We start from the raw sequence: 21,338 nt of genomic DNA on the forward strand, positions 1-21,338 counted from the left end.
TTGGAAAATTTCTATTTGCCTTTATATCAAAGCGAGCTCATGGGGCAAAGTGAATCACACACTTATAACGTGACATTGTGTGTTTTATCGACATTTTAGTTGTAATTCAAATTTGACAAAAAAAATGACGCAAACGGTTGCTTTTGGTGTTACATCACAAAAACAATTACTATATAATGCGCTCGCAATGACGAGGTGGAATCGGCATAGGTTCGACAGGGCTTATTTTAAGTGTCTGAATTTATTCCAATATCACCTTAATCAATTGCATAAGAGACCTAAGCACATGAGAATTTTGCGTGGCTCCCCAGCTCTTTCTGAGTTTCGTGTTAATAAACTACTGGAACTTTGTCGTGAACAAGATCTGCCTGTAACTGGCATTTATGCCGAGTTTATGCACTTTGCCGATCTAAAGTCAGACCTTGATGACCAAGAGTTAGAAAAACTTGAAAAGTTACTAACTTACGGCCCAACCATCGAAGAGCATGAGCCAGAAGGTCTTCTACTTCTTGTTACGCCTCGTCCAGGCACTATCTCGCCTTGGTCTTCTAAATCTACCGATATCGCTGTTAACTGTGGTCTGGATAAAGTGAAACGTCTAGAGCGTGGTACGGCTTATTATGTCGAATCTTCAGTTGTTCTCTCAGAAGCTCAAGCTGACGCTGTTAAAGCGTTAATTCACGACCGCATGATGGAAACAGTATTCACAGAATTTGAAGCCGCATCAGCATTATTTACTGTTGCAGAGCCTAAGCCTGTCGCACATGTTGATATCTTAGCTGGCGGTCGTCTTGCGCTTGAAGAGGCAAACGTTTCCCTTGGCTTGGCACTCGCAGAAGATGAAATTGATTACTTGGTCGAGAACTTTACCAAGCTTGGGCGTAACCCAAACGACATTGAATTGATGATGTTTGCTCAGGCGAACTCAGAGCATTGTCGCCACAAAATTTTTAACGCAGATTGGACTATCGACGGGGTAGATCAACCTAAGTCTTTGTTCAAAATGATCAAAAACACTTTTGAAACGACACCTGACTATGTGCTGTCTGCATACAAAGACAACGCAGCCGTTATGACAGGTTCTAAAGCGGGGCGTTTTTTCCCTGACCCTAAATCTCGTCAATACACGTACCACCATGAAGATACGCACATCTTGATGAAGGTAGAAACGCACAACCACCCAACGGCAATCTCTCCATGGCCGGGCGCATCGACTGGCTCAGGCGGTGAAATCCGTGACGAAGGCGCGACGGGTATCGGCGGTAAGCCAAAAGCGGGTCTGGTTGGTTTTACAACCTCTAACTTACGTATTCCTGGTTTTGAACAGCCATGGGAAACCGACTTCGGCAAGCCGGGTCGTATTGTAAATGCGTTAGACATCATGCTTGAAGGTCCTCTAGGAGGCGCGGCATTCAACAACGAATTTGGTCGTCCAAATCTATTGGGTTACTTCCGTACTTACGAAGAAAAAGTCACTTCTCATGCGGGTGAAGAAATTCGTGGTTACCACAAACCAATCATGATTGCTGGTGGTATGGGTAACATCCGCGATGAACACGTGCAGAAGAAAGAGATTCCAGTGGGTGCGAGCCTAATCGTACTTGGTGGTCCGGCAATGAACATCGGTCTTGGTGGTGGTGCGGCATCTTCCATGGCATCTGGTCAGTCAGCAGAAGATCTGGACTTCGCTTCAGTACAGCGTGAAAACCCAGAGATGGAACGTCGCTGTCAGGAAGTGATCGACCGTTGTTGGCAGTTAGGCGACGACAACCCAATCGCATTTATCCACGATGTGGGTGCAGGCGGTATCTCTAACGCATTGCCTGAACTCGTCGACGACGGTGAGCGTGGCGGTAAGTTCCAATTACGCGATGTACCAAACGATGAGCCGGGCATGAGCCCACTGGAAATTTGGTGTAACGAATCACAGGAACGTTACGTTCTAGCGGTAGCGCCAGAAAACATGGAAGCATTCGACGCAATCTGTAAGCGTGAACGCGCACCGTATGCAGTGGTGGGTGTGGCGACAGAAGAGCGTCATCTAACGCTAGAAGATTCTCACTTCGACAATACGCCGATCGATATGCCAATGGATATCCTGCTTGGTAAGCCACCGAAGATGCACCGCGACGCAACCACACTAAAAGTGGAAAGCCCTGCAATTGTTCGTGATGGTATTGAGCTTAATGAAGCGGTGGATCGCGTACTTCGTCTTCCTGCTGTTGCAGAAAAAACATTCCTAATTACTATCGGTGACCGAACAGTAACGGGCCTGGTTGCTCGTGATCAAATGGTTGGCCCTTGGCAGGTACCAGTAGCAAACTGCGCAGTAACAGCGGCAAGCTACGACACTTACCATGGCGAAGCAATGTCGATGGGTGAGCGCACGCCAGTTGCATTACTAGACTTTGGTGCATCGGCTCGCCTAGCCGTTGGTGAGTCACTAACGAACATTGCGGCAACAGACATCGGTGATATTAAACATATTAAACTGTCTGCGAACTGGATGTCTCCAGCGGGTCACCCAGGTGAAGATGCGGGTCTTTACGAAGCAGTGAAAGCGGTTGGTGAAGAATTGTGTCCTGCGTTAGGTTTGACTATCCCAGTTGGTAAAGACTCCATGTCGATGAAAACCAAGTGGGAAGAAAACGGCGAGAGCAAAGAAGTTACTTCTCCACTGTCGCTAGTTATCACGGCATTTGGTCGTGTGGAAGACGTACGTAAGACCGTGACTCCACAACTACGCACTGACAAAGGAAATACTTCTCTAGTTCTTGTTGACTTGGGTAACGGAAAAAACCGCTTAGGTGCGACAGCATTGGCACAAGTATACAAACAGCTGGGTGACAAACCTGCTGACGTAGATAATGCAGAGCAGCTAAAAGGCTTCTTTGATGCAATGCAAGCGTTAGTACGTGATGACAAGTTAGTGGCCTACCACGATAAAGGCGACGGCGGTCTGTTTGTTACACTGGCTGAGATGGCGTTCGCGGGTCACTGTGGCGTAAAAGCGAACATCGCAGAGCTGGGTGATGATGCGCTAGCCGTTCTATTTAACGAAGAGTTAGGTGCGGTTGTTCAAGTTAAGAATGATGATTTAGATTCAGTTCTATCTACTCTGGCGGCAAACGGCTTAGAGGCATGCTCACATGTGATTGGTTCTGTTGAAGCTTCAGACGACTTTGTTATCAATTCTGGTGATGCAGTTGTGCTTGAACGTTCACGTACCGAACTACGCGTTATCTGGGCTGAAACAACGCATAAGATGCAAGGTCTACGTGATAACCCAGCGTGTGCAGACCAAGAGCACGAAGCTAAGAAAGACAACTCTGACCCTGGTCTAAACGTTAAGCTCAGCTTCGACGTAAATGAAGACGTTGCAGCACCGTACATTGCGAAAGGTGCTAAACCTAAGATGGCAATCCTACGTGAGCAGGGCGTTAACTCCCACGTCGAAATGGCAGCAGCGTTTGACCGAGCTGGTTTTGAAGCAACCGACATCCATATGAGCGATATCCTAACGGGCCAAGCGGTACTGGATGAATACCATGGCCTAGTAGCTTGTGGTGGCTTTTCTTACGGCGACGTACTAGGTGCGGGTGAAGGTTGGGCTAAGTCTATCCTGTTTAACGCACAAGCTCGTGAACAGTTCCAAGCCTTCTTCAACCGTGAAGAGACGTTCTCTTTAGGTGTATGTAACGGTTGTCAGATGCTATCAAACCTGAAAGAGCTGATCCCAGGTGCAGACTTGTGGCCACGTTTTGTGCGCAACGAATCTGAGCGTTTTGAAGCGCGCTTTAGTCTAGTTGAAGTTCAGAAATCTGACTCTGTATTCTTCGACGGAATGGCTGGTTCGCGCATGCCAATCGCGGTTTCCCACGGTGAAGGGTGTGTAGAAGTACGTGATGCAGAGCACCTAGCAGCGATTGAGGCATCAGGTACGGTTGCGGTTCGTTACGTGGATAACCTCGGTAACCCAACACAACAATACCCGAACAACCCGAATGGTTCGCCAAACGCGATTACCGGTTTAACAACAGCAGACGGTCGCGTAACTATCATGATGCCTCACCCAGAGCGCGTATTCCGCACAGTTGCAAATTCTTGGGCTCCGGAAGGTTGGGGTGAAAATGGCGCTTGGATGCGTATGTTCCAAAATGCCCGTAAGAATATCGGTTAATTAACCAAAGGTTAATGTAGCTTAAGTAAAGCGTTGGTTGAGAGACCAGCGCTTTCTTTTTTCTTATCACTCTTTTTTCTTCGTCGCTCTTTCTAGTGACTTGGCGAAACGTTGCTTTGTTCTGCCTCTTCTTTGTCATCTATTATCTAGCGTAAAAAACTTGCAGCGTTTAGATTACTTTTATGCTCTAATACCGCGCTTACCAAGGGATGGTGTTAAACAGCTCAGCTTAGATGGAGTTATCAAGTTGACCGAATCCCTGATTGATCCCTAAATCCCTTAGGAAATGAAAGAAATGTCTAAGAATCCAAAATTTGCTATCCGCGTCACTGAAAAACGTAACGGCTGGAGCGCAGAAATCACTCGCCAAGTGACATCTCGTAAGACTGTAGTATCAAAGCGTGAAACAGGCTTTGACAGCGAAGAGAAAGCACAAGCTTGGGCTAAACAAGAACTGGCTGGATTTATCCAAAACCAAGTGGTTCGTAACGAGCGTAAAGCAGCGCAACGTCAAGAGCGTGAAGCAGAACAACTAGCGGCAAAAGTTCGTAAAGAAGAAGCCCGCAAAGCACGTGAAACCGAAGTAGACACTGACGAAGAATAAGTTTAAATCGGTGAGATGGTGACGTTACCCATCAAACAAATAGTGAAAATGCCCTGAGTTTTGTCTCAGGGCATTTTTTATTTATATCGGCTAAAAACAATCCGATGATACGGACAGGCTAAACGTGCCGTCTTCAGGGGCTGCAAATTGTTTATTGCCAGGAAGAAGGTGAGGGTTATTAGCATAAGTGCGATGTGTCGATTTGACCTTTGCAGAATGTCTTTCCGGTAAATCAAAGTGTTGTAAGCCGTCAGATAGATCGTTTGCTTCACCGTAGTCGAAATGTGTTGCGACGTCTTTGGGCTGCTTGGCGTAACGACAGTGATCCGGCTTACCATCTTCGTGCCAAGTTAAAGAGTTAGTTTTTGCATCTAGATTCAGGTTATTTGCTGTTGGCTGTGCGTAAAAATCTTCTGAAACTTGGTGCTTGCTTTGTTCTTGTATGTAGTCTGCAATGTTCTCAGAAGCTTGCGCTAGGCTACCTACAGGGAAGAAGCAAATCAGAAGAAGCCGTGTTTTTAGATTGTTCATAATGTGTCTGCAAGCAAAAGGAAATGATAATATTGATAAATAAAACGGCGTGCAATTATGGCCATTGGATACGATATAACAGGGCAGTTAATGTCTGCCCTGCATCTTTTAGGTATGGTTAGTATTGATAAGTGAGGTGCAGTTTGACTTCGCGACCAGGCGAAGGCACGCCATTAGATAGGTATGCTTCGTAGTAACGATCGGTTAAGTTTTTCACAACCGCGCCAACGCTCAAGCCTTCGACTTGTTGTATTTCCCAAACCACGTAAGCGTTTTGTAGCGTGTATTGCTCACTTGGCGATTTCACTTTTAAATTGTTACCGCTTGCCTTGGTTTTGGTTTGCGCATCATACCAACGGACTTCCCAGCCCGTACGTAAACCAGGAATCCATTCGTAACCTAAACCCAGATTAATGTTTAATGGCGGTACATCAGGATGATCATCATCTGAACCTGTAGAGTCAGATAGGCTACCTTTGTTTTTGCCGCGAATGTAACTTGCTGAGAAATTACTGTAGAAATCTTCAATCCGGTATTGTGAAATTAGCTCAAAGCCATAGTTTTTAAAGCCATCTAGGTTTGTATTCCAGCTTTGTAACTCAATAGTATTTTTGTCGAGGTTTTCGCCCGTTCGTATATCAACTGTGTCGCTAACATCGTTATAGAACATAGTTAACTCTGTTGCGAGGTTATCGCGAGCGTTCACCAGCCCTTCCGTTAAGTTGATAACGCTTGCTTGATAAGCATGGATACGAGACACGTCCAGATTCAAAGCAGTAGCCGTAGCGGTAGCTCGCGCATATTGCACTGAGTAGATGTTATCAACGGTTGGTGCTTTTAAAGCGTAGGCGTAGGAGGCGTTTAAACGCGTATTATTGCTCGCATCAAAGTCGATATCCAAACGTGGGCTAAAGCCTTTATGCGTCGTTTCACCGTAGTTATGTCCGGCAGCTGGATCATTATAATCCGGCGCAGCGTTCCCTTTTCCTTCACTCTTGATGTATTCGTAACGCAGAGAAGGTGTGATTGTTAGGCGGTCTGTTGCTTGATAGTGATCAGCAATGTAAGCGGCATAAATTGACTGCGTGCCAGATGGTTCGTAGTAAGGGGTGTACCAACCGTAGTTTTTCGCTTCATTACTGTCGTATGATGCGTTGAATACTAACGAGTCTCTATCGGTTTTTTGATATTGAAGCCCAGTGACTAGAGTGTGATCTCCGAATTGCGCTTGGTTAAACACATCAACGTAATCACGCTCGTAACTCAGCCATGACTCATGACCGTAACTGCCAACAGAAACGAACATTTTCTCGAATGCTACGTCAGGGCGAACCCAATGACGATCGTTTTCGGAACGTGCCATTTTGATATTGAAATCAATATACGGGTTAGTCGGCATGTAGTGGTAAGAGATGGTCGTGGTGTTGTCCGTGTATTTGTTATCGACGGTGTAAGCGTATTGGGCTTTTTCTAATGAGCCGTATTTCTTGATATTGTATTCGGTGATGTTAGGCATTTTTCCGCGGCGGTTAGCCCAAGGTTTACGACCTTCATCTTTGTAGCGAGTGTGGCTAATTTCAAACTCGTGATCGTTGTTTTCATAACCGACCTTTACGAGCATGTTTTCTTGCTCATAACCTGAGTAATCCAGCGTTTCACCACCTCCGACTTTAATGTCATCAGAATCTTTTACCGAGCCATTCGCTAGAAAATAAAAACCAGTATCGTTTTTACCATAGAGTGTTAGCGTGTAGGCGTTCTCATCGCCGTTGGTGTTGTATGCACTTGAGATGCGAGCACCAAAGTTTCTTTCGCCGTACAGGAGATCATCGACACTTTTGGTTTTAATGCGAATGGAGCCACCAAACTTCCCGTTGAGTGCTCGATAGTCGTGCGCGCCCTTGATAATTTCTGCTTCGCCAATTAAGAACGGATCAAAAAAGAAGGTACCGTAGCGGTATTGTTGAAAGCCAATTGGAGCGCCATCGACAAACACGGCGATATCGCTTGGATCATCAAAACCACGAATGTTAATACGTTCGCCACCAGAACGACCGCCACCATCTATTGATGCACCGGGAACGGCATCGATCATTGAGGCAAAATTAGAGTACTGTTGCTCTTCAATCTCTGACCAATTAATGGTGGTTTGCGCAGGCTCAGCAATGGTAATAGGTTTGGCATAACGAACGCCTATGACTTCAAGCTCTTCATTTGGCGCTGTCTCGGCATATGAATAAAGAGGGAAGAGCAAAGCCAGTGAAATGAGATTTACTTTGAGTGGATGACTTTTTAATCGTTTCATATTGATGATTTATAGTGTTTTTATGAAGCTCGGATTATAAGAACATTATTACGATTAATAAATGATAATGAGATTAATTATCAAATGTGTTTTTGCGACGGATTGTAAAGTTTTTTATCCATTCGTGGAAACTACGATAAGTATCGTTAGCGTACATAAAACAAAAAGCCCAGCATCATGGACGCTGAGCTTATTGGCTTTAAACAAGATAGTGCGAGCACTGTTGCTCCTTTTGAGCTAATCAGGCGCCTACTTGGTAGGAATTACTGAGTTTCTAACGGTATCTGTCCGGTGGTCAGCGGCTCGGCATCGAATTCAGTGAGGCCTTCAATATAGCTTTCGACTGCTTGCTCTAAAGCATTATCACCTTGGTTAAAATAGGCAAGGTGGAAAATTGCATCGCCTTCGTTCACCAATGGTAATGTTTGTTGACCGATAACCAAACCACGCTTCGGGGCTTTTAGTTCTATCTCGTCATGACCAAGAGGAGAGCTAATATAAGCGAGCGTTTCCCCCTGTTCTACTTTGTCTCCCAGATTAACGACAGTACGCAAAATGCCGTTACCTGACGCGCGAACCCAGCTGGTGGACTTCGCTATGATAGGCTCAGGCAGCTTTTTCCTGCTCGCACGCAACATACCAATGGCTTGCATTACGCGCCGAACCCCGAGTACACCAGCGCTGATCGAAAGTGGATCAAAACGCAATGCTTCGCCAGCTTCGTAGGTGAGCACTGGAATATCGCATTTTTCTGCTTCACTGCGTAAAGAGCCATCACGCAATGCTGAATCAACAATCACTGGCGTTGCAAATGCTTGAGCAATACGCAGAGTTTCTGAGTTGCTTAAGTTTGCGCGGATCTGTGGCAAGTTCGTGCGATGAATGGCCCCTGTGTGTAGATCCAAAATGTAGTCACAACGCTTGGCAATGTTGTTAAAGAACCCGTGTGCCATACGAGATGCAAGTGCGCCTTTTTCACTGCCAGGAAAGCAACGGTTGAGATCTCGTCGGTCGGGCAAGTAACGAGATTTATGGATGAAACCAAAAACGTTAACGATAGGTACTGCAATGACAGTGCCTTTCAGTTTTTGTGGATCCAGTTGGTTAATGATCTGACGAACGATTTCTACGCCATTAAGCTCATCACCATGGATAGCGGCATTCACCATTAACACTGGTCCTTCTTGTTTCCCATGGATGATTTCCACAGGAATAGATAAAGGCGAATGTGTATATAGCTTCGCTGCTTCAAATTCGATCTCTAATCGTTGTCCTGGTTGTATTTGATGTCCTAAGAGCTCAAATACTTTGCTTTTTTTACTTCTGGCCATAAACCATCTCTGTCAAATGCGTCATCAGCAATGTAACAATTGCTGCAAAATCGCACTAATCATTCTCATTAAGGACACGACAAATTACTTTAATCGTCATGCGTGAAATTTTGGTATGTGTGAAGTTTTTGTTTTCAATATGATCTTTTCTATCAGTTTAATACATAACAAGCCATAGAGAAGAGAGCGCAATAATAGCCTTAAAAAATGTGACTGTATTAAAAATAATACTGTTCATGGAGGACAAAAAAACGGACTTTTAACCCTACTTTTTATCCGATAATATCCGCGCCGAATTTGAGGTTTCACACTTTCTAACTAGAGGTTTTGATGAAAAAGGCAATTGCTAAAATTGGTGCATTGACTGCGGTAGCAGTTTCACTTTCAGGTTGCGTAGGTAGTAATGCCGTGACAGGTTATGTCATGGGGTTTAACTTGAAAGCTGTTGACAACCGTTACGCTCGAGGTGGCCTAAATATGCTTTTAGCGCCTGTTTATGGTGTCGCGATCGCAGCGGATTATATCGTGTTTAACTCTCTAGAATTTTGGACGGGTAAGAACCCGTTAAATGGTAAGCCACATATCTTCGATACAAAGGTAGATACTTACATTGATGTCAATCACCAGTTAGATAAGTCGTTAACGACGGCACCAATCGCACCATTAGCGGATAACCGTGTCATTGATCAGGGGCGAATGCAGCAAATCGATGAGAACACTGTTCAAATGGATATTACTTACAGTAACGGTGAAAAGGCGACACTCATGGGTGTACGCGATGGTGAGTTTGTTACTTACTACATTGATGGTGAAGTTGCTGCACAAACCTCAATGGATGAATTAGCCGCTTACGCGCAAAACCGTGTGTAGTTGGGTTCAACTAAACCAAAAAAAGGGTGCCGTATGGCACCCTTTGTCATTTTTCGTGATTGAATTATGCTTTCTCTGGAATCGCTTCTAAAAGCGCGACCATCTGTTCCCAGTACAACTGAACAGTATCAATCTTCACTTTCTCATCTGGAGAGTGAGGGAATTTTATTGTTGGACCGAAAGAAACCATATCCATGTGTGGGTATGGTTCTTTAAATAGGCCACACTCAAGACCAGCATGGATGACCATGATGTTCGGCTTATGACCGTAAATGCCTTCATACATATCACGGAAAATTGCCATGATCTCGGAATCTGCATCTGGCTTCCAGCCAGGGTAAGCGCCTGAGAACTGAATTTGTGCGCCTGCTAGCTCAGTAATCGAGCGCAGCATGCTTTCCACTTGGCTACGGCCAGAGTCAATGAGAGAACGAATCAAGCAAAGCACGGTGACTTTATTTTCTTCTGTGCTGATCACACCAACGTTTAGAGAAGTTTCAACAACGCCTTCCACCTCATCACTCATACGGATTACGCCGTTTGGACAAGCGTTAAGTGCCGCAATGAATCGTTGCTGATCGGCGATTGAAAATACTTGCGCGTCAGTCGTGATCACTTCATTAAAGGTTACGATACCTGTTTCGATTTTACCCAATTCAGTTTTAAGCAGCTCAGTGTAGTGGTTGAACAGCTCAGCAAGCTTGTCTTGGTTTTCGACAGGAAGCGCGACAGTAACAAACGCTTCGCGAGGGATTGCATTACGTAAGCTACCGCCACGGAATTCGACTAAACGTAAATCAAGCTCTTGAGCATGACCGGCAAGGAAACGACCAAGTAATTTGTTGGCATTACCGCGACCTGTGTGAATGTCACAACCTGAGTGACCACCTTTTAGGCCTTTCAGCGTCAGTTGGCGTGTTACAAAACCTGCAGGCGTTGATTCTCGAGAAATATCGAAAGTCATGGTGCCATCAACGCCACCTGCACAACCCATGTAGACTTCGCCTTCTTGCTCAGAGTCTGTATTTAGAAGAATCTCACCCTCTAACCAACCAGCTTCAAGGCCAAATGCGCCAGTCATGCCTGCTTCTTCATCAATCGTCAGCAGAACTTCGAGTGGACCGTGCTTAATATCTTTAGATGCCAATACAGCAAGGCAAGAAGCCATACCAATACCGTTATCTGCACCAAGCGTCGTGCCTTTCGCAGTTACCCATTCGCCATCGATGTAAGGTTGGATTGGATCTTTGGTGAAGTCGTGTTCAGTGTCTTCGTTTTTCTGCGGCACCATGTCGATGTGTGCTTGAAGTACAACAGCCTTCTTATTTTCCATTCCTGGTGTCGCGGGCTTTTTGATGAACACGTTACCGGTTGGATCACGGCGAACGTCAAAGCCTTGCTCTGTTGCCCAGTTGATAATGTACTGTGCTAATGCTTCTTCATGTTTCGATGGATGAGGGATAGAACAAATCTTATCGAAAAACTGCCAAAGTGGAGCAGGTGATAAGGTACTGATCTCAGAATGGAACTCAGACACGGAGGACTCCTTTTGATGTGCTTTGCCAAATATATACCGTAAAAATGTTGTCAAGGTAGCATTAAATGCTAGACGATTTGGCCTTCAAATTGCCGTTAGCATACCACCAGATAAGGAGTACGAGTAGTCGCGATCACAAGGATTTCTCTCAGAACTGTCACAGTTTGTGAATACAATAACAAGCACTATGTGTTCTCTATCATACATTCTGAAAGTGGCTTTATTTTTTAATTCATAAAATTGTAATTTAATTACATATAAACTTTGATAAAGGTCAATTTATGTATTTTTTGTGATTCCAATCACTAAAATGCTTGTAATTAAATTTCTTGGTGGTATATTTGTAACCAGCTTCTGAGAGAAGAATGAAATGCTCAAAGGATGAGTCCGTTTTATCGCCTCCAAGGAACCGAGAAATCAACGAATGTTTAATTGATTTAAAAGGTGATAGTTATGAAAGGTTTACCAAGTACAATGTTCTGGAATAGCAAGTCTGTTTACACCGGTAACTTTGTATACCCAACAAGCTTTGGCTACTAAGTGAAGTCAACGCATGTGACTCGAACAGTTTGTTCACCCCTATAAATTGGAATTTTTTTTCAGTGATAGTGCTGACATGATTCACCGCCACCCAAATTGGGTGGCGTTTTTTTATCTCTATTTTCTCTTCCTGACTCACTTATTGCGATCAAAGCCTTCTTCTATTCCCCATTCTTCGGTTTTATCGACTTTTCCATCAAATCTGTTAGATACCATGTTAAAAATGGGTCTTTTTCATCTGAAAGTTTAGTACATTGCTCAGTTTTTATTCTCTTTTAGGGAACTGTGTTATCTAGGTTACCTATTGTTTTGTAAGAATATATTCCTTTGCCTACTTTGATAGGTTAGAGAATGTGTTTCATATCCAAAGAAAAAAAACGCATTAGAGTGAAGATTCTATCTAGAATTTGCTATTTGATAACTTTATAATTCCTGCCAATCGATTACGCAACCGTTTACTTTTTTACCTTTACAGGATTCGATCATGCTCGAGAGGCTTTTTAAACTCAGTGAAAATGGCACAAATGTGCGTACTGAGATCATTGCAGGTGTTACGACCTTCCTAACTATGGCTTACATTATTTTTGTAAACCCAGCGATCCTGTCGGATACCGGTATGGACCGTGGTGCCATTTTTGTCGCGACTTGTCTTGCTGCCGCAATCGGCTGTTTTATTATGGGATTTGTTGCGAATTACCCAATCGCACAGGCACCAGGAATGGGCCTGAACGCATTTTTCACTTACTCTGTTGTATTGGGAATGGGTTATACGTGGCAAGTTGCGTTAGCGGCTGTATTTGTTTCTGGCCTTCTGTTCATTCTTTTAAGCGTATTTAAGATCCGTGAGTGGATTATTAACTCGATCCCGCATTCTCTACGAACAGGTATTTCAGCTGGTATTGGTCTTTTCTTAGCGTTTATCGCATTAAAAAATGCAGGTATCGTCGTTGATAACCCAGCGACATTAGTTTCTATGGGAGAGATCACATCATTGCCATCTGTATTGGCCGCGATTGGCTTCTTTCTTACGATTGCACTGGTTCACCGTGGTGTGAAAGGTGCGGTGATGATCGCCATTCTTGGCGTTACAGCGCTCGGTCTTCTATTTGGTGATGTGCAGTGGGGCGGTATTATGTCAACGCCACCAAGCATTGCGCCAACTTTCATGCAACTGGATTTCTCTGGTTTGTTTGAAGTAGGCATGATTTCCGTCGTATTTGCTTTCCTATTTGTCGATTTATTTGACACCGCAGGTACGCTCGTTGGCGTTTCTCAAAAAGCAGGTCTAACTGATGAGAATGGCAACATCCCTCGTTTAAACAAAGCGTTACTTGCAGACTCAACAGCAACGTCAGTAGGTGCATTACTTGGTACCTCTAACACGACATCTTATATTGAAAGCGTTTCTGGTGTGGCTGCGGGTGGGCGTACTGGTCTAACAGCCGTGGTTGTTGGTGTACTCTTCCTACTTGCTCTATTGTTCTCACCACTTGCGGGTATGATCCCTGCTTATGCAACGTCAGGTGCGCTATTCTATGTGGCGATCTTGATGCTGTCTGGGCTAGTAAGCATTGATTGGCGTGACCTAACTGAAGCGTCCCCAGTTGTTGTGACTTGTTTAGTTATGCCGCTAACATTCTCGATTGCAGAAGGTATCACGTTAGGCTTTATCGCATACGCGGCGATCAAATTATTCAGCGGCAAGGGCCGTGAAGTGTCGATGAGTGTATGGGTGATGTCAGCCATCTTCATCGTTAAATACCTCGTCGGTTAATTTCTCGAGCAAAAAGCCAGTGTGGATTTATTCACGCTGGCTTTTTCTTTTTTACGTTGTTCACAGAAGACGGTTTTTCTGCGGAATAGGCAGAGAATTTTGATATCACCGTTGGTATTAGCGGTGTGTTTCGGTAGAATAATCGTTTGCGCAGCTTGACATCCTCGTCTCCAAACATTTTGGAGAAGTTAGTGAGCATTCCGCTTTTGAGTGACTTCGCTAGATTTTGAGGATGCATATTTTCAAATTATTAGGTTATTACAATGAGTAAAAAATTCATTATCACTTGGGATGCAATGCAGACTTACTGCCGTGAACTGGCTGAAAAACAAATGCCAGCTGAGCAATGGAAAGGAATTTGGGCGGTAAGCCGCGGCGGTTTGGTTCCTGGCGCTATTTTGGCTCGTGAACTGGGTATTCGTTACGTTGATACAATCTGTATTTCAAGCTACGACCATGATCATCAGCGCGATATGACGGTACTAAAAGCACCTGAAGGTGATGGCGAAGGTTACCTAATCGTTGAAGACCTAGTAGACAGTGGTGATACAGCGCGCAAACTACGTGAGATGTATCCAAAAGCGAAAATGATCGCTGTGTGTGCGAAACCATCAGGCAAAGAGCTGCTGGATGATTACGTTGTAGATATTGCTCAAGACACTTGGATTGAGCAGCCTTGGGATATGTCAATCCAGTATGCTGAGCCAGTAAACCGCAAGCAAAAATAAGCGCGGTTAAAGAATATTGAGAAATGCCCCTTTATAGGGGCATTTTTTTTATTATGATATTAAATCATGCTAATAGCCTAGGGTTCTTCCTATGTCTGAAGACGTCAGTAAAAATCTTTCCGAAACTTTGTTCGTGAAACATAAGCAAGCAAAAGAAACCTCCGCGCTTACCCAGTACATGCCGACCAGTAAAAAAATACTTGATGAACGAGAAGCGCAGGGTGATCGTGCTTGGTATCGTCATTTGCGTCGCTTGCAATGGGCTTGGCAAGGATTGTCTCCGATCGAAATGGAAGGCGTACTGTCCAAAATTGCTTCATCTTCTCACTCGCGAACCAATGATGATTGGTTAGACACTGTAATGGGTTATCACGGTGGTAACTGGACATTTGAGTGGATCAAGCTTGGTATGGATCATCAGAAGCGAGCAAATGAAATGCAAGGAGAAGAGGCAGCGGATGAACTCTTCACTGCTTCTTTGTGTTTTAGTATTGCAGGCTACCCACATTTAAAAAATGACAACTTGGCATCGCAAGCTCAAGTTCTGGCAAACAAAGCGTATTCTGACGGCGCAGAAAAAACTAAGTACACCATCAAGCAAATTGAAGTGCCTTACCAAAATCGCAAAATCATCGCGAACCTCCATTTACCAAGAACGGATAAACAGTTGCCTGTGGTCATGGTGAGCGCTGGTTTGGATACTCTACAAACCGACATGTGGCGTTTGTTCCGTAATCGTCTTGCACCGCGAGATATTGCGATGTTAACCGTGGACATGCCTTCAGTTGGGCATAGCTCTCATTGGCCCTTGACCGAGAATTCAAGTTGCCTACATCAAGCGGTATTGAATGAGCTTTACTCGCTACCTTGGGTTGATCATCACAAAGTGGGGTTAGTTGGGTTTCGTTTTGGTGGTAATGCCATGATCAGACTCTCTTTTGTCGAGCAAGAAAAGATCAAAGCTTGTGTCGCTCTAGGCGCACCCGTACATGATATTTTTACTTCCCCTCAGAAGTTACAAAAAATGCCGAAGATGTACCTAGATCTTTTGGCTTCCCGTTTGGGGAAAAATGCGGTTGATATTAATAGCATGGCTGGTCAGATGATGGCGTGGTCATTGAAGGTTCAGGGCTTCCTGAGCAGTCGAAAAACCAAAGTGCCTATTTTGGCTTTGAGTCTTGAGGGCGATCCAGTGTCGCCACACAGTGATAATCAACTTGTTGCTCTATTTAGCCAGTATGGTAGAGCGAAAAAAATCAGTTCCAAAACAATTACAAAAGGATATGAGCAATCCCTCGATTTAGCCATAAAGTGGCTAGAAGATGAATTATTAGGGTGACAATTCTCCTAAATTAGTTAAGAGTGATATATCTGAGCAAAAAATAAGCTCATGATAATTAAAAATAATAATCATTCTTGGGTGTTTACTTTTAACTATGAAAACGGAGATTCATATGTCAGAGACGACTCAGGGCCCGACTCACTTTCGCTTGATGTCAAAGTTGAAGGCGATAGGGCCTTACCTGCGCGAACCACAATCGCAAGAAGGGCGCTATTATTTTGATTGTTTATCTGTATGTGTAGACGACAAAAAATCGCCTGAGAAGCGTGAATTTTGGGGCTGGTGGATGGATTTGGAATCCATCAAGGGAGGCTTTACTGCTAAATATCATATTGGCAAGTACAACAAAGAAGGGCAATGGGTATCTGAAGCCCTTCCCAAAAAAGTGGTAGAGGAAGTGTATCTCACGCAGAGCACATTCCATCAAAAGCTGGTTGATACTTTAGAAGAACACTTCAAATTAGAAGTCGAATATCACACGGAGTCTTTCGATTTCGCTTAATTTGGTTGTTTTCATTTAATACCAAACAAAAAGGTGCGAAAACGCACCTTTTCTCTTGTTAATTCCCTATTTGATTGTTAAAACATCCTCTCTTTATTTGTTTTTCACTTCAGAAGACATCATGACAACGAATCAACAAAATGCAGTTGTTTCACAACCACAAACTGTCGTTGTGAAACTGGGTACAAGTGTGCTGACAGGCGGCACTCTGGCACTCGACCGTGCACACATGGTTGAGTTAGCACGCCAGTGTGCTGAGCTTAAAAAACAAGGCCATTCAATCGTAATGGTTTCGTCTGGTGCGATTGCAGCAGGCCGTGAGCATCTTGGTTACCCCGCATTGCCCAACGAGATGGCGAGTAAGCAGTTACTTGCCGCGGTGGGGCAGAGTCGCTTGATTCAAACATGGGAGTCTTTGTTTGGTATTTATGGTATCAAGATCGGCCAAATGCTACTAACCCGTGCCGATTTAGAAGATCGTGAGCGATTCCTTAACGCGCGTGACACTATTAATGCGCTCGTTGCGAACGATATTGTTCCTATCGTAAACGAAAATGATGCCGTTGCGACTAGCGAGATTAAAGTTGGCGATAACGACAACCTTTCCGCTTTGGTAGGCATTTTATGTGGTGCAGATAAGCTCTTGCTTTTAACGGACCAAAAAGGTCTGTTTACTGCTGACCCTCGTAGAGATCCGAACGCAGAGCTTATCAAGGAAGTAAAAACCATCGACGATACGCTGCGTAAAATCGCAGGTGGAAGCGGTACAACATTGGGTACTGGTGGTATGGCAACGAAGCTGCAAGCCGCAGACATCGCTCGCCGCGCAGGTATAGAGGTTATTATTGCTGCTGGTAGTGCGCCGAATGTTATCTTTGACTCTTTAAGTGCTGAACCTCAGGGCACGCGCTTCCTACCTTGCGCTGAAGCCTTAGAGAACCGTAAACGCTGGATTCTAGCGGGACCTGCGGCATCGGGCGACATCATTATTGATGATGGTGCAGTCAATGCTGTGGTCGGCAAGGGCAGTAGCCTACTTGCTAAAGGGGTCATCAAAGTTAGTGGTGACTTCGCACGAGGCGAAGTGGCGCGTGTAACAAACGCTCACGGTAAGTTGGTGGCTCGTGGCATCAGCGCCTACTCAAGTGATGACCTAACTAAAATTACGGGTAAGCACAGTAAAGATATCATCTCTATTTTGGGTCATGATTATGGCTCTGAGGTGATTCACCGCGATGATTTGGTCGTCATTCAGGAATAGAATTAGAGGGAAGCAAAGTGGATTTAACGAATATGGGTAAAGCTGCTAAAGATGCAGCTTTCGAATTAGCGACAGCGTCAACTGCGCAAAAAAACCAAGCATTAGCCATCATTGCTGATGAGCTAGAAGCAAACTCTGCTGCTATTTTGGCGGCAAACGCTAAAGACATCGAACTTGGCCGTGAAGCGGGTTTAACCGATGCGCTGCTCGATCGCCTTTTGCTTAATGAAGAACGATTGACTGCAATTGCGAATGATGTTCGCAACGTCATTAGCTTGAACGATCCTGTAGGCAGCGAAATAGACAGTAAGGTACTGGAAAATGGGATGTCACTGTCTCGTCGTCGCGTGCCGCTTGGTGTCGTGGGCGTAATTTATGAAGCGCGTCCAAACGTAACCATTGATATCGCAGCGTTGTGCTTGAAAACCGGCAACGCAAGCATTTTACGTGGTGGCAAAGAGACCTTTTTCTCGAATATGGAATTAGTGAAGGTTATTCAGTCTGCGCTCGCAAAGGCGAACCTTCCAGCCGCTTCTGTGCAGTACATTGAAAAAACAGATCGTGAGCTTGTTTCTCAATTGCTTAAGTTGGACGATTACGTCGACATGATCATTCCACGCGGTGGTGCTGGCCTACACAAAATGTGTAAAGAAAACAGCACGATTCCGGTGATTATTGGTGGCTTTGGTATCAGCCATATCTTTGTCGACGAATCCGCTGATCTAGAGAAATCCCTGAATGTGGTTGAGAACTCTAAAGTTCAACGTCCATCTGCGTGTAACTCATTAGATACGCTGCTCGTGCATGAAAAAATTGCAGCGCAATTCCTACCAATGATCGTAGAGCGCATGAACGATAAAGTGACCTTCGTGACAGAGCCTAAGGCAAAAGCACTGATGCCTCAAGCAACACAAATTCGCGATGCTGTTGAAGGTGACTTTGATACGGAATGGTTGAGCTACACTCTTGGTGTAAAAGTTGTGTCTGATGTGAAAGATGCCATTGATCATATGCGTGTCCATAACGCGAGCCACTCAGATGCGATCATGACCAATAGCTTGGAAAACTCAGAGCTGTTCATCAATTCTGTCGGTTCGGCGGCGGTTTATGTGAATGCTTCAACGCGCTTTACAGACGGTGCGCAATTTGGCCTTGGCGCAGAAGTCGCAGTATCTACGCAAAAGCTACATGCACGCGGTCCGATGGGCTTAGAAGAGCTAACTAGCTACAAGTGGGTTGGTAAAGCGAACTACTTAGCACGCAGTTAACACATTCGACGAGATCTTGAGTGAAAAAGGGGCCTTTGCGCCCCTTTTTGTTTTGTCTAACATACCAATTCCGCTACACTACATGAGCTTTTATTTCGGTTTGAAAGCGTTATACCCAAATAGCTTTAATAGAGTCCGTATAACCATGAACGCGTGGTTATCCGTGATTGCTCATGAGGTTATTTTGGTATAGATATGGAGGTGATATGCATTGTCCTTTTTGTTCCGAGAACGATACCAAAGTTATTGATTCCCGCTTAGTGGCTGATGGCCATCAAGTTCGACGTCGCCGTCAGTGCTTGGCGTGTAGCGAGCGTTTCACTACGTTTGAAAGCGCAGAGTTAGTGATGCCTAAAGTGATCAAATCGAATGGCAACCGTGAACCATTTGATGAAGATAAAATGGTTGGCGGTATTCAACGCGCTTTAGAGAAACGCCCAGTGAGTGCCGATTCTATAGAGTTAGCGATCAGTATGATCAAATCACAACTGCGTGCGACGGGTGAGCGAGAGGTTCCGAGTGAAATGATTGGTAATTTAGTCATGGACCAGCTCAAAGAGCTCGATAAGGTGGCTTACATTCGTTTCGCTTCCGTTTACCGCAGCTTTGAAGATATTCGCGAGTTTGGCGAAGAGATTGCCCGCCTAGAAGACTGAGTAGCTCATGACTCAACACACTCTTGAAAGAGCGTTTTCTGATTTAGATTTCGCCATGATGTCACGAGCTATTAAGTTAGCGAAACGTGGCATTTATACCACCGCCCCTAATCCAAATGTAGGGTGTGTCATCGTTCGTGATGAAGAAATTGTCGGTGAAGGTTATCACCATCGTGCTGGTGAGCCGCATGCCGAGGTGCACGCGATGCGCATGGCGGGTGAAAAAGCAGTTGGTGCAACCGCTTATGTGACGCTAGAGCCTTGCTCTCATTACGGCCGTACACCGCCATGTGCCGAAGGGCTGATTAAAGCCAAAGTGGCACGTGTGGTTTGCGCCATGGTAGACCCAAACCCGAAAGTTGCAGGTCGCGGCATCCAGATGTTACGTGATGCCGGAATTGAAGTACAAATCGGCTTGTTAGAGCAAGATGCCCTTGCCCTTAACCCTGGTTTTATAAAGTACATGCGTACAGGCATGCCGTTTGTTCAATTAAAAATGGCAGCCAGTTTGGATGGGCAAAGCGCACTCAGTAATGGTCAGAGCCAATGGATCACCTCCCCAGCGGCCCGCCAAGATGTGCAGCGTTATCGAGCGATAAGTGGTGGCATTCTTTCTACTAGCAAAACGGTGATTGATGATAATGCATCACTCAATGTGCGCTGGGATGACTTACCTAATAGTGTTCAAGCGCAGTATTTACAAGAAGAGCTTCGTCAACCAGTACGTGTAATCTTAGACCGTCAGAACCATTTAACTGATGCGCTCAAGCTGTTCCATACCGATGGAGAACGAGTTATTGTTCGCTCTGATGGAGACTGTATCCCTCTATTGGACAGCGCTGACCAAATTGACTTATCAACGACATTAAAGCGTATCTCTGATGAGCACCATATCAATCACTTATGGGTTGAAGCTGGAGCTACGCTAGCGAGTGCGATGATAAAGGCTAATCTTGTAGATGAGCTCATTGTTTACCTTGCGCCAAAACTCATGGGCAGCGATGGTCGGGGGCTTATCGGTGCTTTAGGGTTAAGCGCTATGGCTGACGTCATAGATTTAAACATTACAGACGTTCGTATGGTTGGGGTAGACATTCGCATCACGGCCACCATAAAACGTAATGAAATTAGATAAGAAATAGTATGTTTACAGGAATAGTAGAAGCAGTTGGCAAGTTAGCTGCGATTACGCCGAAGGGCGAAGACATCACCGTCACGGTTGAAACGGGTACGCTTGATATGTCAGACGTTAAGTTAGGCGATAGCATTGCGACCAACGGTGTTTGCTTAACGGTAGTTGACTTCGGAAGCCACTATTACAGTGCTGATCTGTCATTAGAAACCTTGAAGAAAACTGGGTTTGCTGAATACCAAGTAGGCGATAAGGTGAATCTAGAAAAAGCCATGTTGCCAACAACGCGATTGGGTGGACATATCGTTTCTGGCCATGTCGATGGGGTTGGTGAAATTGTCGAACGCAATTCAGTTGGCCGTGCGATAGAGTTTTGGGTTGCAATGCCTGCGGAAATTAGCAAGTACGTTGCAGAGAAAGGCTCGATTACTGTTGATGGTATTAGCCTAACCGTCAACGACTTACGTAAAAATGCTTTTAAGCTGACGATCGTTCCTCATACGAGTGAAGAAACTACGATTGACCAGTTTCAAGTGGGGCGCAAAGTCAACTTAGAAGTTGATGTACTTGCGCGTTATATGGAGCGTTTACTGCAAGGACAACAAGAAGATAAGGCCGAGTCTCGTATCACGATGGACTTTTTACAGCAAAACGGTTTTGCATAAGTCTTGGGAGTGGCTGCGTGAGGCATGCGATAAAGAGCAGACTCACAGAACACCGCGAGATTCATTGACTTGCTTAATGCAAAGCTCAAACTATTGACCTAACTAGCATTCA

General features: G+C 44.8%; 16 protein-coding genes. 12 read left to right on the forward strand and 4 right to left on the reverse strand.

Annotated features, from left to right (window positions below):
- The first annotated feature begins 286 nt into the window (after positions 1 to 286).
- Entirely contained in the window at positions 287 to 4,180 is a 3,894-nt protein-coding gene (gene purL / locus R7Z49_RS15255) for a phosphoribosylformylglycinamidine synthase (RefSeq protein WP_318111808.1), read from the forward strand.
- 295 nt (positions 4,181 to 4,475) lie between these two features.
- Positions 4,476 to 4,784: a DUF3622 domain-containing protein gene (locus R7Z49_RS15260; protein WP_132937053.1), complete on the forward strand. Its 309-nt coding sequence runs from the start codon at positions 4,476 to 4,478 to the stop codon at positions 4,782 to 4,784.
- 90 nt (positions 4,785 to 4,874) lie between these two features.
- Here the strand turns inward: R7Z49_RS15260 and R7Z49_RS15265 are convergent, their stop codons facing one another.
- The 3 genes from R7Z49_RS15265 to R7Z49_RS15275 form a co-directional block, all read right to left on the reverse strand.
- Complete coding sequence (locus R7Z49_RS15265) at positions 4,875 to 5,315, reverse strand: DNA-directed RNA polymerase subunit beta (protein WP_132937052.1); 441 nt, start codon at positions 5,313 to 5,315, stop codon at positions 4,875 to 4,877.
- Between the two features lie 118 nt (positions 5,316 to 5,433).
- Positions 5,434 to 7,620 (reverse strand): TonB-dependent receptor domain-containing protein, encoded by a 2,187-nt coding sequence (locus tag R7Z49_RS15270; RefSeq protein ID WP_132937051.1) that lies wholly within the window; start codon positions 7,618 to 7,620, stop codon positions 5,434 to 5,436.
- A gap of 263 nt (positions 7,621 to 7,883) precedes the next feature.
- The gene (locus R7Z49_RS15275) at positions 7,884 to 8,951 is read right to left on the reverse strand and encodes a succinylglutamate desuccinylase/aspartoacylase family protein (protein WP_017635689.1); all 1,068 of its coding nucleotides are present in this window, start codon (positions 8,949 to 8,951) and stop codon (positions 7,884 to 7,886) included.
- A gap of 330 nt (positions 8,952 to 9,281) precedes the next feature.
- On the opposite strand from R7Z49_RS15275, the gene R7Z49_RS15280 reads away from it, so the two are divergent.
- A complete protein-coding gene (locus tag R7Z49_RS15280) occupies positions 9,282 to 9,821 on the forward strand; it encodes a DUF3332 domain-containing protein (protein WP_318111809.1) in 540 nt (179 codons plus the stop codon).
- Positions 9,822 to 9,885: 64 nt separating this feature from the next.
- Here the strand turns inward: R7Z49_RS15280 and R7Z49_RS15285 are convergent, their stop codons facing one another.
- Positions 9,886 to 11,358 (reverse strand): aminoacyl-histidine dipeptidase, encoded by a 1,473-nt coding sequence (locus R7Z49_RS15285; protein WP_053350265.1) that lies wholly within the window; start codon positions 11,356 to 11,358, stop codon positions 9,886 to 9,888.
- A 1,024-nt stretch (positions 11,359 to 12,382) separates the two neighbouring features.
- Here R7Z49_RS15285 and R7Z49_RS15290 point away from each other — a divergent pair.
- The 9 genes from R7Z49_RS15290 to R7Z49_RS15330 all read left to right on the forward strand — a co-directional run bounded on the left by R7Z49_RS15290 (position 12,383) and on the right by R7Z49_RS15330 (position 21,226).
- On the forward strand, positions 12,383 to 13,672 hold the full coding sequence (locus tag R7Z49_RS15290) for an NCS2 family permease (RefSeq protein ID WP_005381592.1): 1,290 nt from the start codon (positions 12,383 to 12,385) through the stop codon (positions 13,670 to 13,672).
- Between the two features lie 263 nt (positions 13,673 to 13,935).
- Entirely contained in the window at positions 13,936 to 14,400 is a 465-nt protein-coding gene (gene tet(34), locus R7Z49_RS15295) for an oxytetracycline resistance phosphoribosyltransferase domain-containing protein Tet(34) (RefSeq protein WP_005381590.1), read from the forward strand.
- A 91-nt stretch (positions 14,401 to 14,491) separates the two neighbouring features.
- The gene (gene frsA / locus R7Z49_RS15300) at positions 14,492 to 15,739 is read left to right on the forward strand and encodes an esterase FrsA (protein ID WP_186584441.1); all 1,248 of its coding nucleotides are present in this window, start codon (positions 14,492 to 14,494) and stop codon (positions 15,737 to 15,739) included.
- A gap of 115 nt (positions 15,740 to 15,854) precedes the next feature.
- Complete coding sequence (gene crl / locus R7Z49_RS15305; protein WP_186584440.1) at positions 15,855 to 16,244, forward strand: sigma factor-binding protein Crl; 390 nt, start codon at positions 15,855 to 15,857, stop codon at positions 16,242 to 16,244.
- Positions 16,245 to 16,365: 121 nt separating this feature from the next.
- Complete coding sequence (gene proB / locus R7Z49_RS15310; RefSeq protein ID WP_017820604.1) at positions 16,366 to 17,505, forward strand: glutamate 5-kinase; 1,140 nt, start codon at positions 16,366 to 16,368, stop codon at positions 17,503 to 17,505.
- A gap of 17 nt (positions 17,506 to 17,522) precedes the next feature.
- Positions 17,523 to 18,773, forward strand: coding sequence for a glutamate-5-semialdehyde dehydrogenase (locus tag R7Z49_RS15315; RefSeq protein ID WP_186584439.1), 1,251 nt, complete (start codon positions 17,523 to 17,525; stop codon positions 18,771 to 18,773).
- Between the two features lie 206 nt (positions 18,774 to 18,979).
- Positions 18,980 to 19,429 carry a transcriptional regulator NrdR gene (gene nrdR, locus R7Z49_RS15320; RefSeq protein WP_005381578.1) on the forward strand — a complete coding sequence of 150 codons (450 nt, stop codon included), beginning with the start codon at positions 18,980 to 18,982 and terminating at the stop codon, positions 19,427 to 19,429.
- 7 nt (positions 19,430 to 19,436) lie between these two features.
- Complete coding sequence (ribD, locus tag R7Z49_RS15325; protein WP_017635684.1) at positions 19,437 to 20,564, forward strand: bifunctional diaminohydroxyphosphoribosylaminopyrimidine deaminase/5-amino-6-(5-phosphoribosylamino)uracil reductase RibD; 1,128 nt, start codon at positions 19,437 to 19,439, stop codon at positions 20,562 to 20,564.
- An 8-nt stretch (positions 20,565 to 20,572) separates the two neighbouring features.
- Positions 20,573 to 21,226 (forward strand): riboflavin synthase, encoded by a 654-nt coding sequence (locus R7Z49_RS15330; RefSeq protein ID WP_005381574.1) that lies wholly within the window; start codon positions 20,573 to 20,575, stop codon positions 21,224 to 21,226.
- The last annotated feature ends 112 nt before the right edge of the window (positions 21,227 to 21,338 follow it).

This window comes from Vibrio sp. 1562, assembly GCF_033340155.1.
GTDB lineage: Bacteria > Pseudomonadota > Gammaproteobacteria > Enterobacterales > Vibrionaceae > Vibrio > Vibrio alginolyticus.

Excerpts from the sequence above, each read along its gene's own strand:
- R7Z49_RS15290 (WP_005381592.1), top strand. The coding sequence starts at position 12,383 with ATGCTCGAGAGGCTTTTTAAACTCAGTGAAAATGGCACAAATGTGCGT.
- crl (WP_186584440.1), top strand. The coding sequence starts at position 15,855 with ATGTCAGAGACGACTCAGGGCCCGACTCACTTTCGCTTGATGTCAAAG.
- R7Z49_RS15260 (WP_132937053.1), top strand. The coding sequence starts at position 4,476 with ATGTCTAAGAATCCAAAATTTGCTATCCGCGTCACTGAAAAACGTAAC.
- R7Z49_RS15330 (WP_005381574.1), top strand. The coding sequence starts at position 20,573 with ATGTTTACAGGAATAGTAGAAGCAGTTGGCAAGTTAGCTGCGATTACG.
- ribD (WP_017635684.1), top strand. The coding sequence starts at position 19,437 with ATGACTCAACACACTCTTGAAAGAGCGTTTTCTGATTTAGATTTCGCC.
- R7Z49_RS15275 (WP_017635689.1), bottom strand. The coding sequence starts at position 8,951 with ATGGCCAGAAGTAAAAAAAGCAAAGTATTTGAGCTCTTAGGACATCAA.
- R7Z49_RS15270 (WP_132937051.1), bottom strand. The coding sequence starts at position 7,620 with ATGAAACGATTAAAAAGTCATCCACTCAAAGTAAATCTCATTTCACTG.
- purL (WP_318111808.1), top strand. The coding sequence starts at position 287 with ATGAGAATTTTGCGTGGCTCCCCAGCTCTTTCTGAGTTTCGTGTTAAT.
- frsA (WP_186584441.1), top strand. The coding sequence starts at position 14,492 with ATGTCTGAAGACGTCAGTAAAAATCTTTCCGAAACTTTGTTCGTGAAA.
- R7Z49_RS15280 (WP_318111809.1), top strand. The coding sequence starts at position 9,282 with ATGAAAAAGGCAATTGCTAAAATTGGTGCATTGACTGCGGTAGCAGTT.
- proB (WP_017820604.1), top strand. The coding sequence starts at position 16,366 with ATGACAACGAATCAACAAAATGCAGTTGTTTCACAACCACAAACTGTC.
- R7Z49_RS15265 (WP_132937052.1), bottom strand. The coding sequence starts at position 5,315 with ATGAACAATCTAAAAACACGGCTTCTTCTGATTTGCTTCTTCCCTGTA.
- nrdR (WP_005381578.1), top strand. The coding sequence starts at position 18,980 with ATGCATTGTCCTTTTTGTTCCGAGAACGATACCAAAGTTATTGATTCC.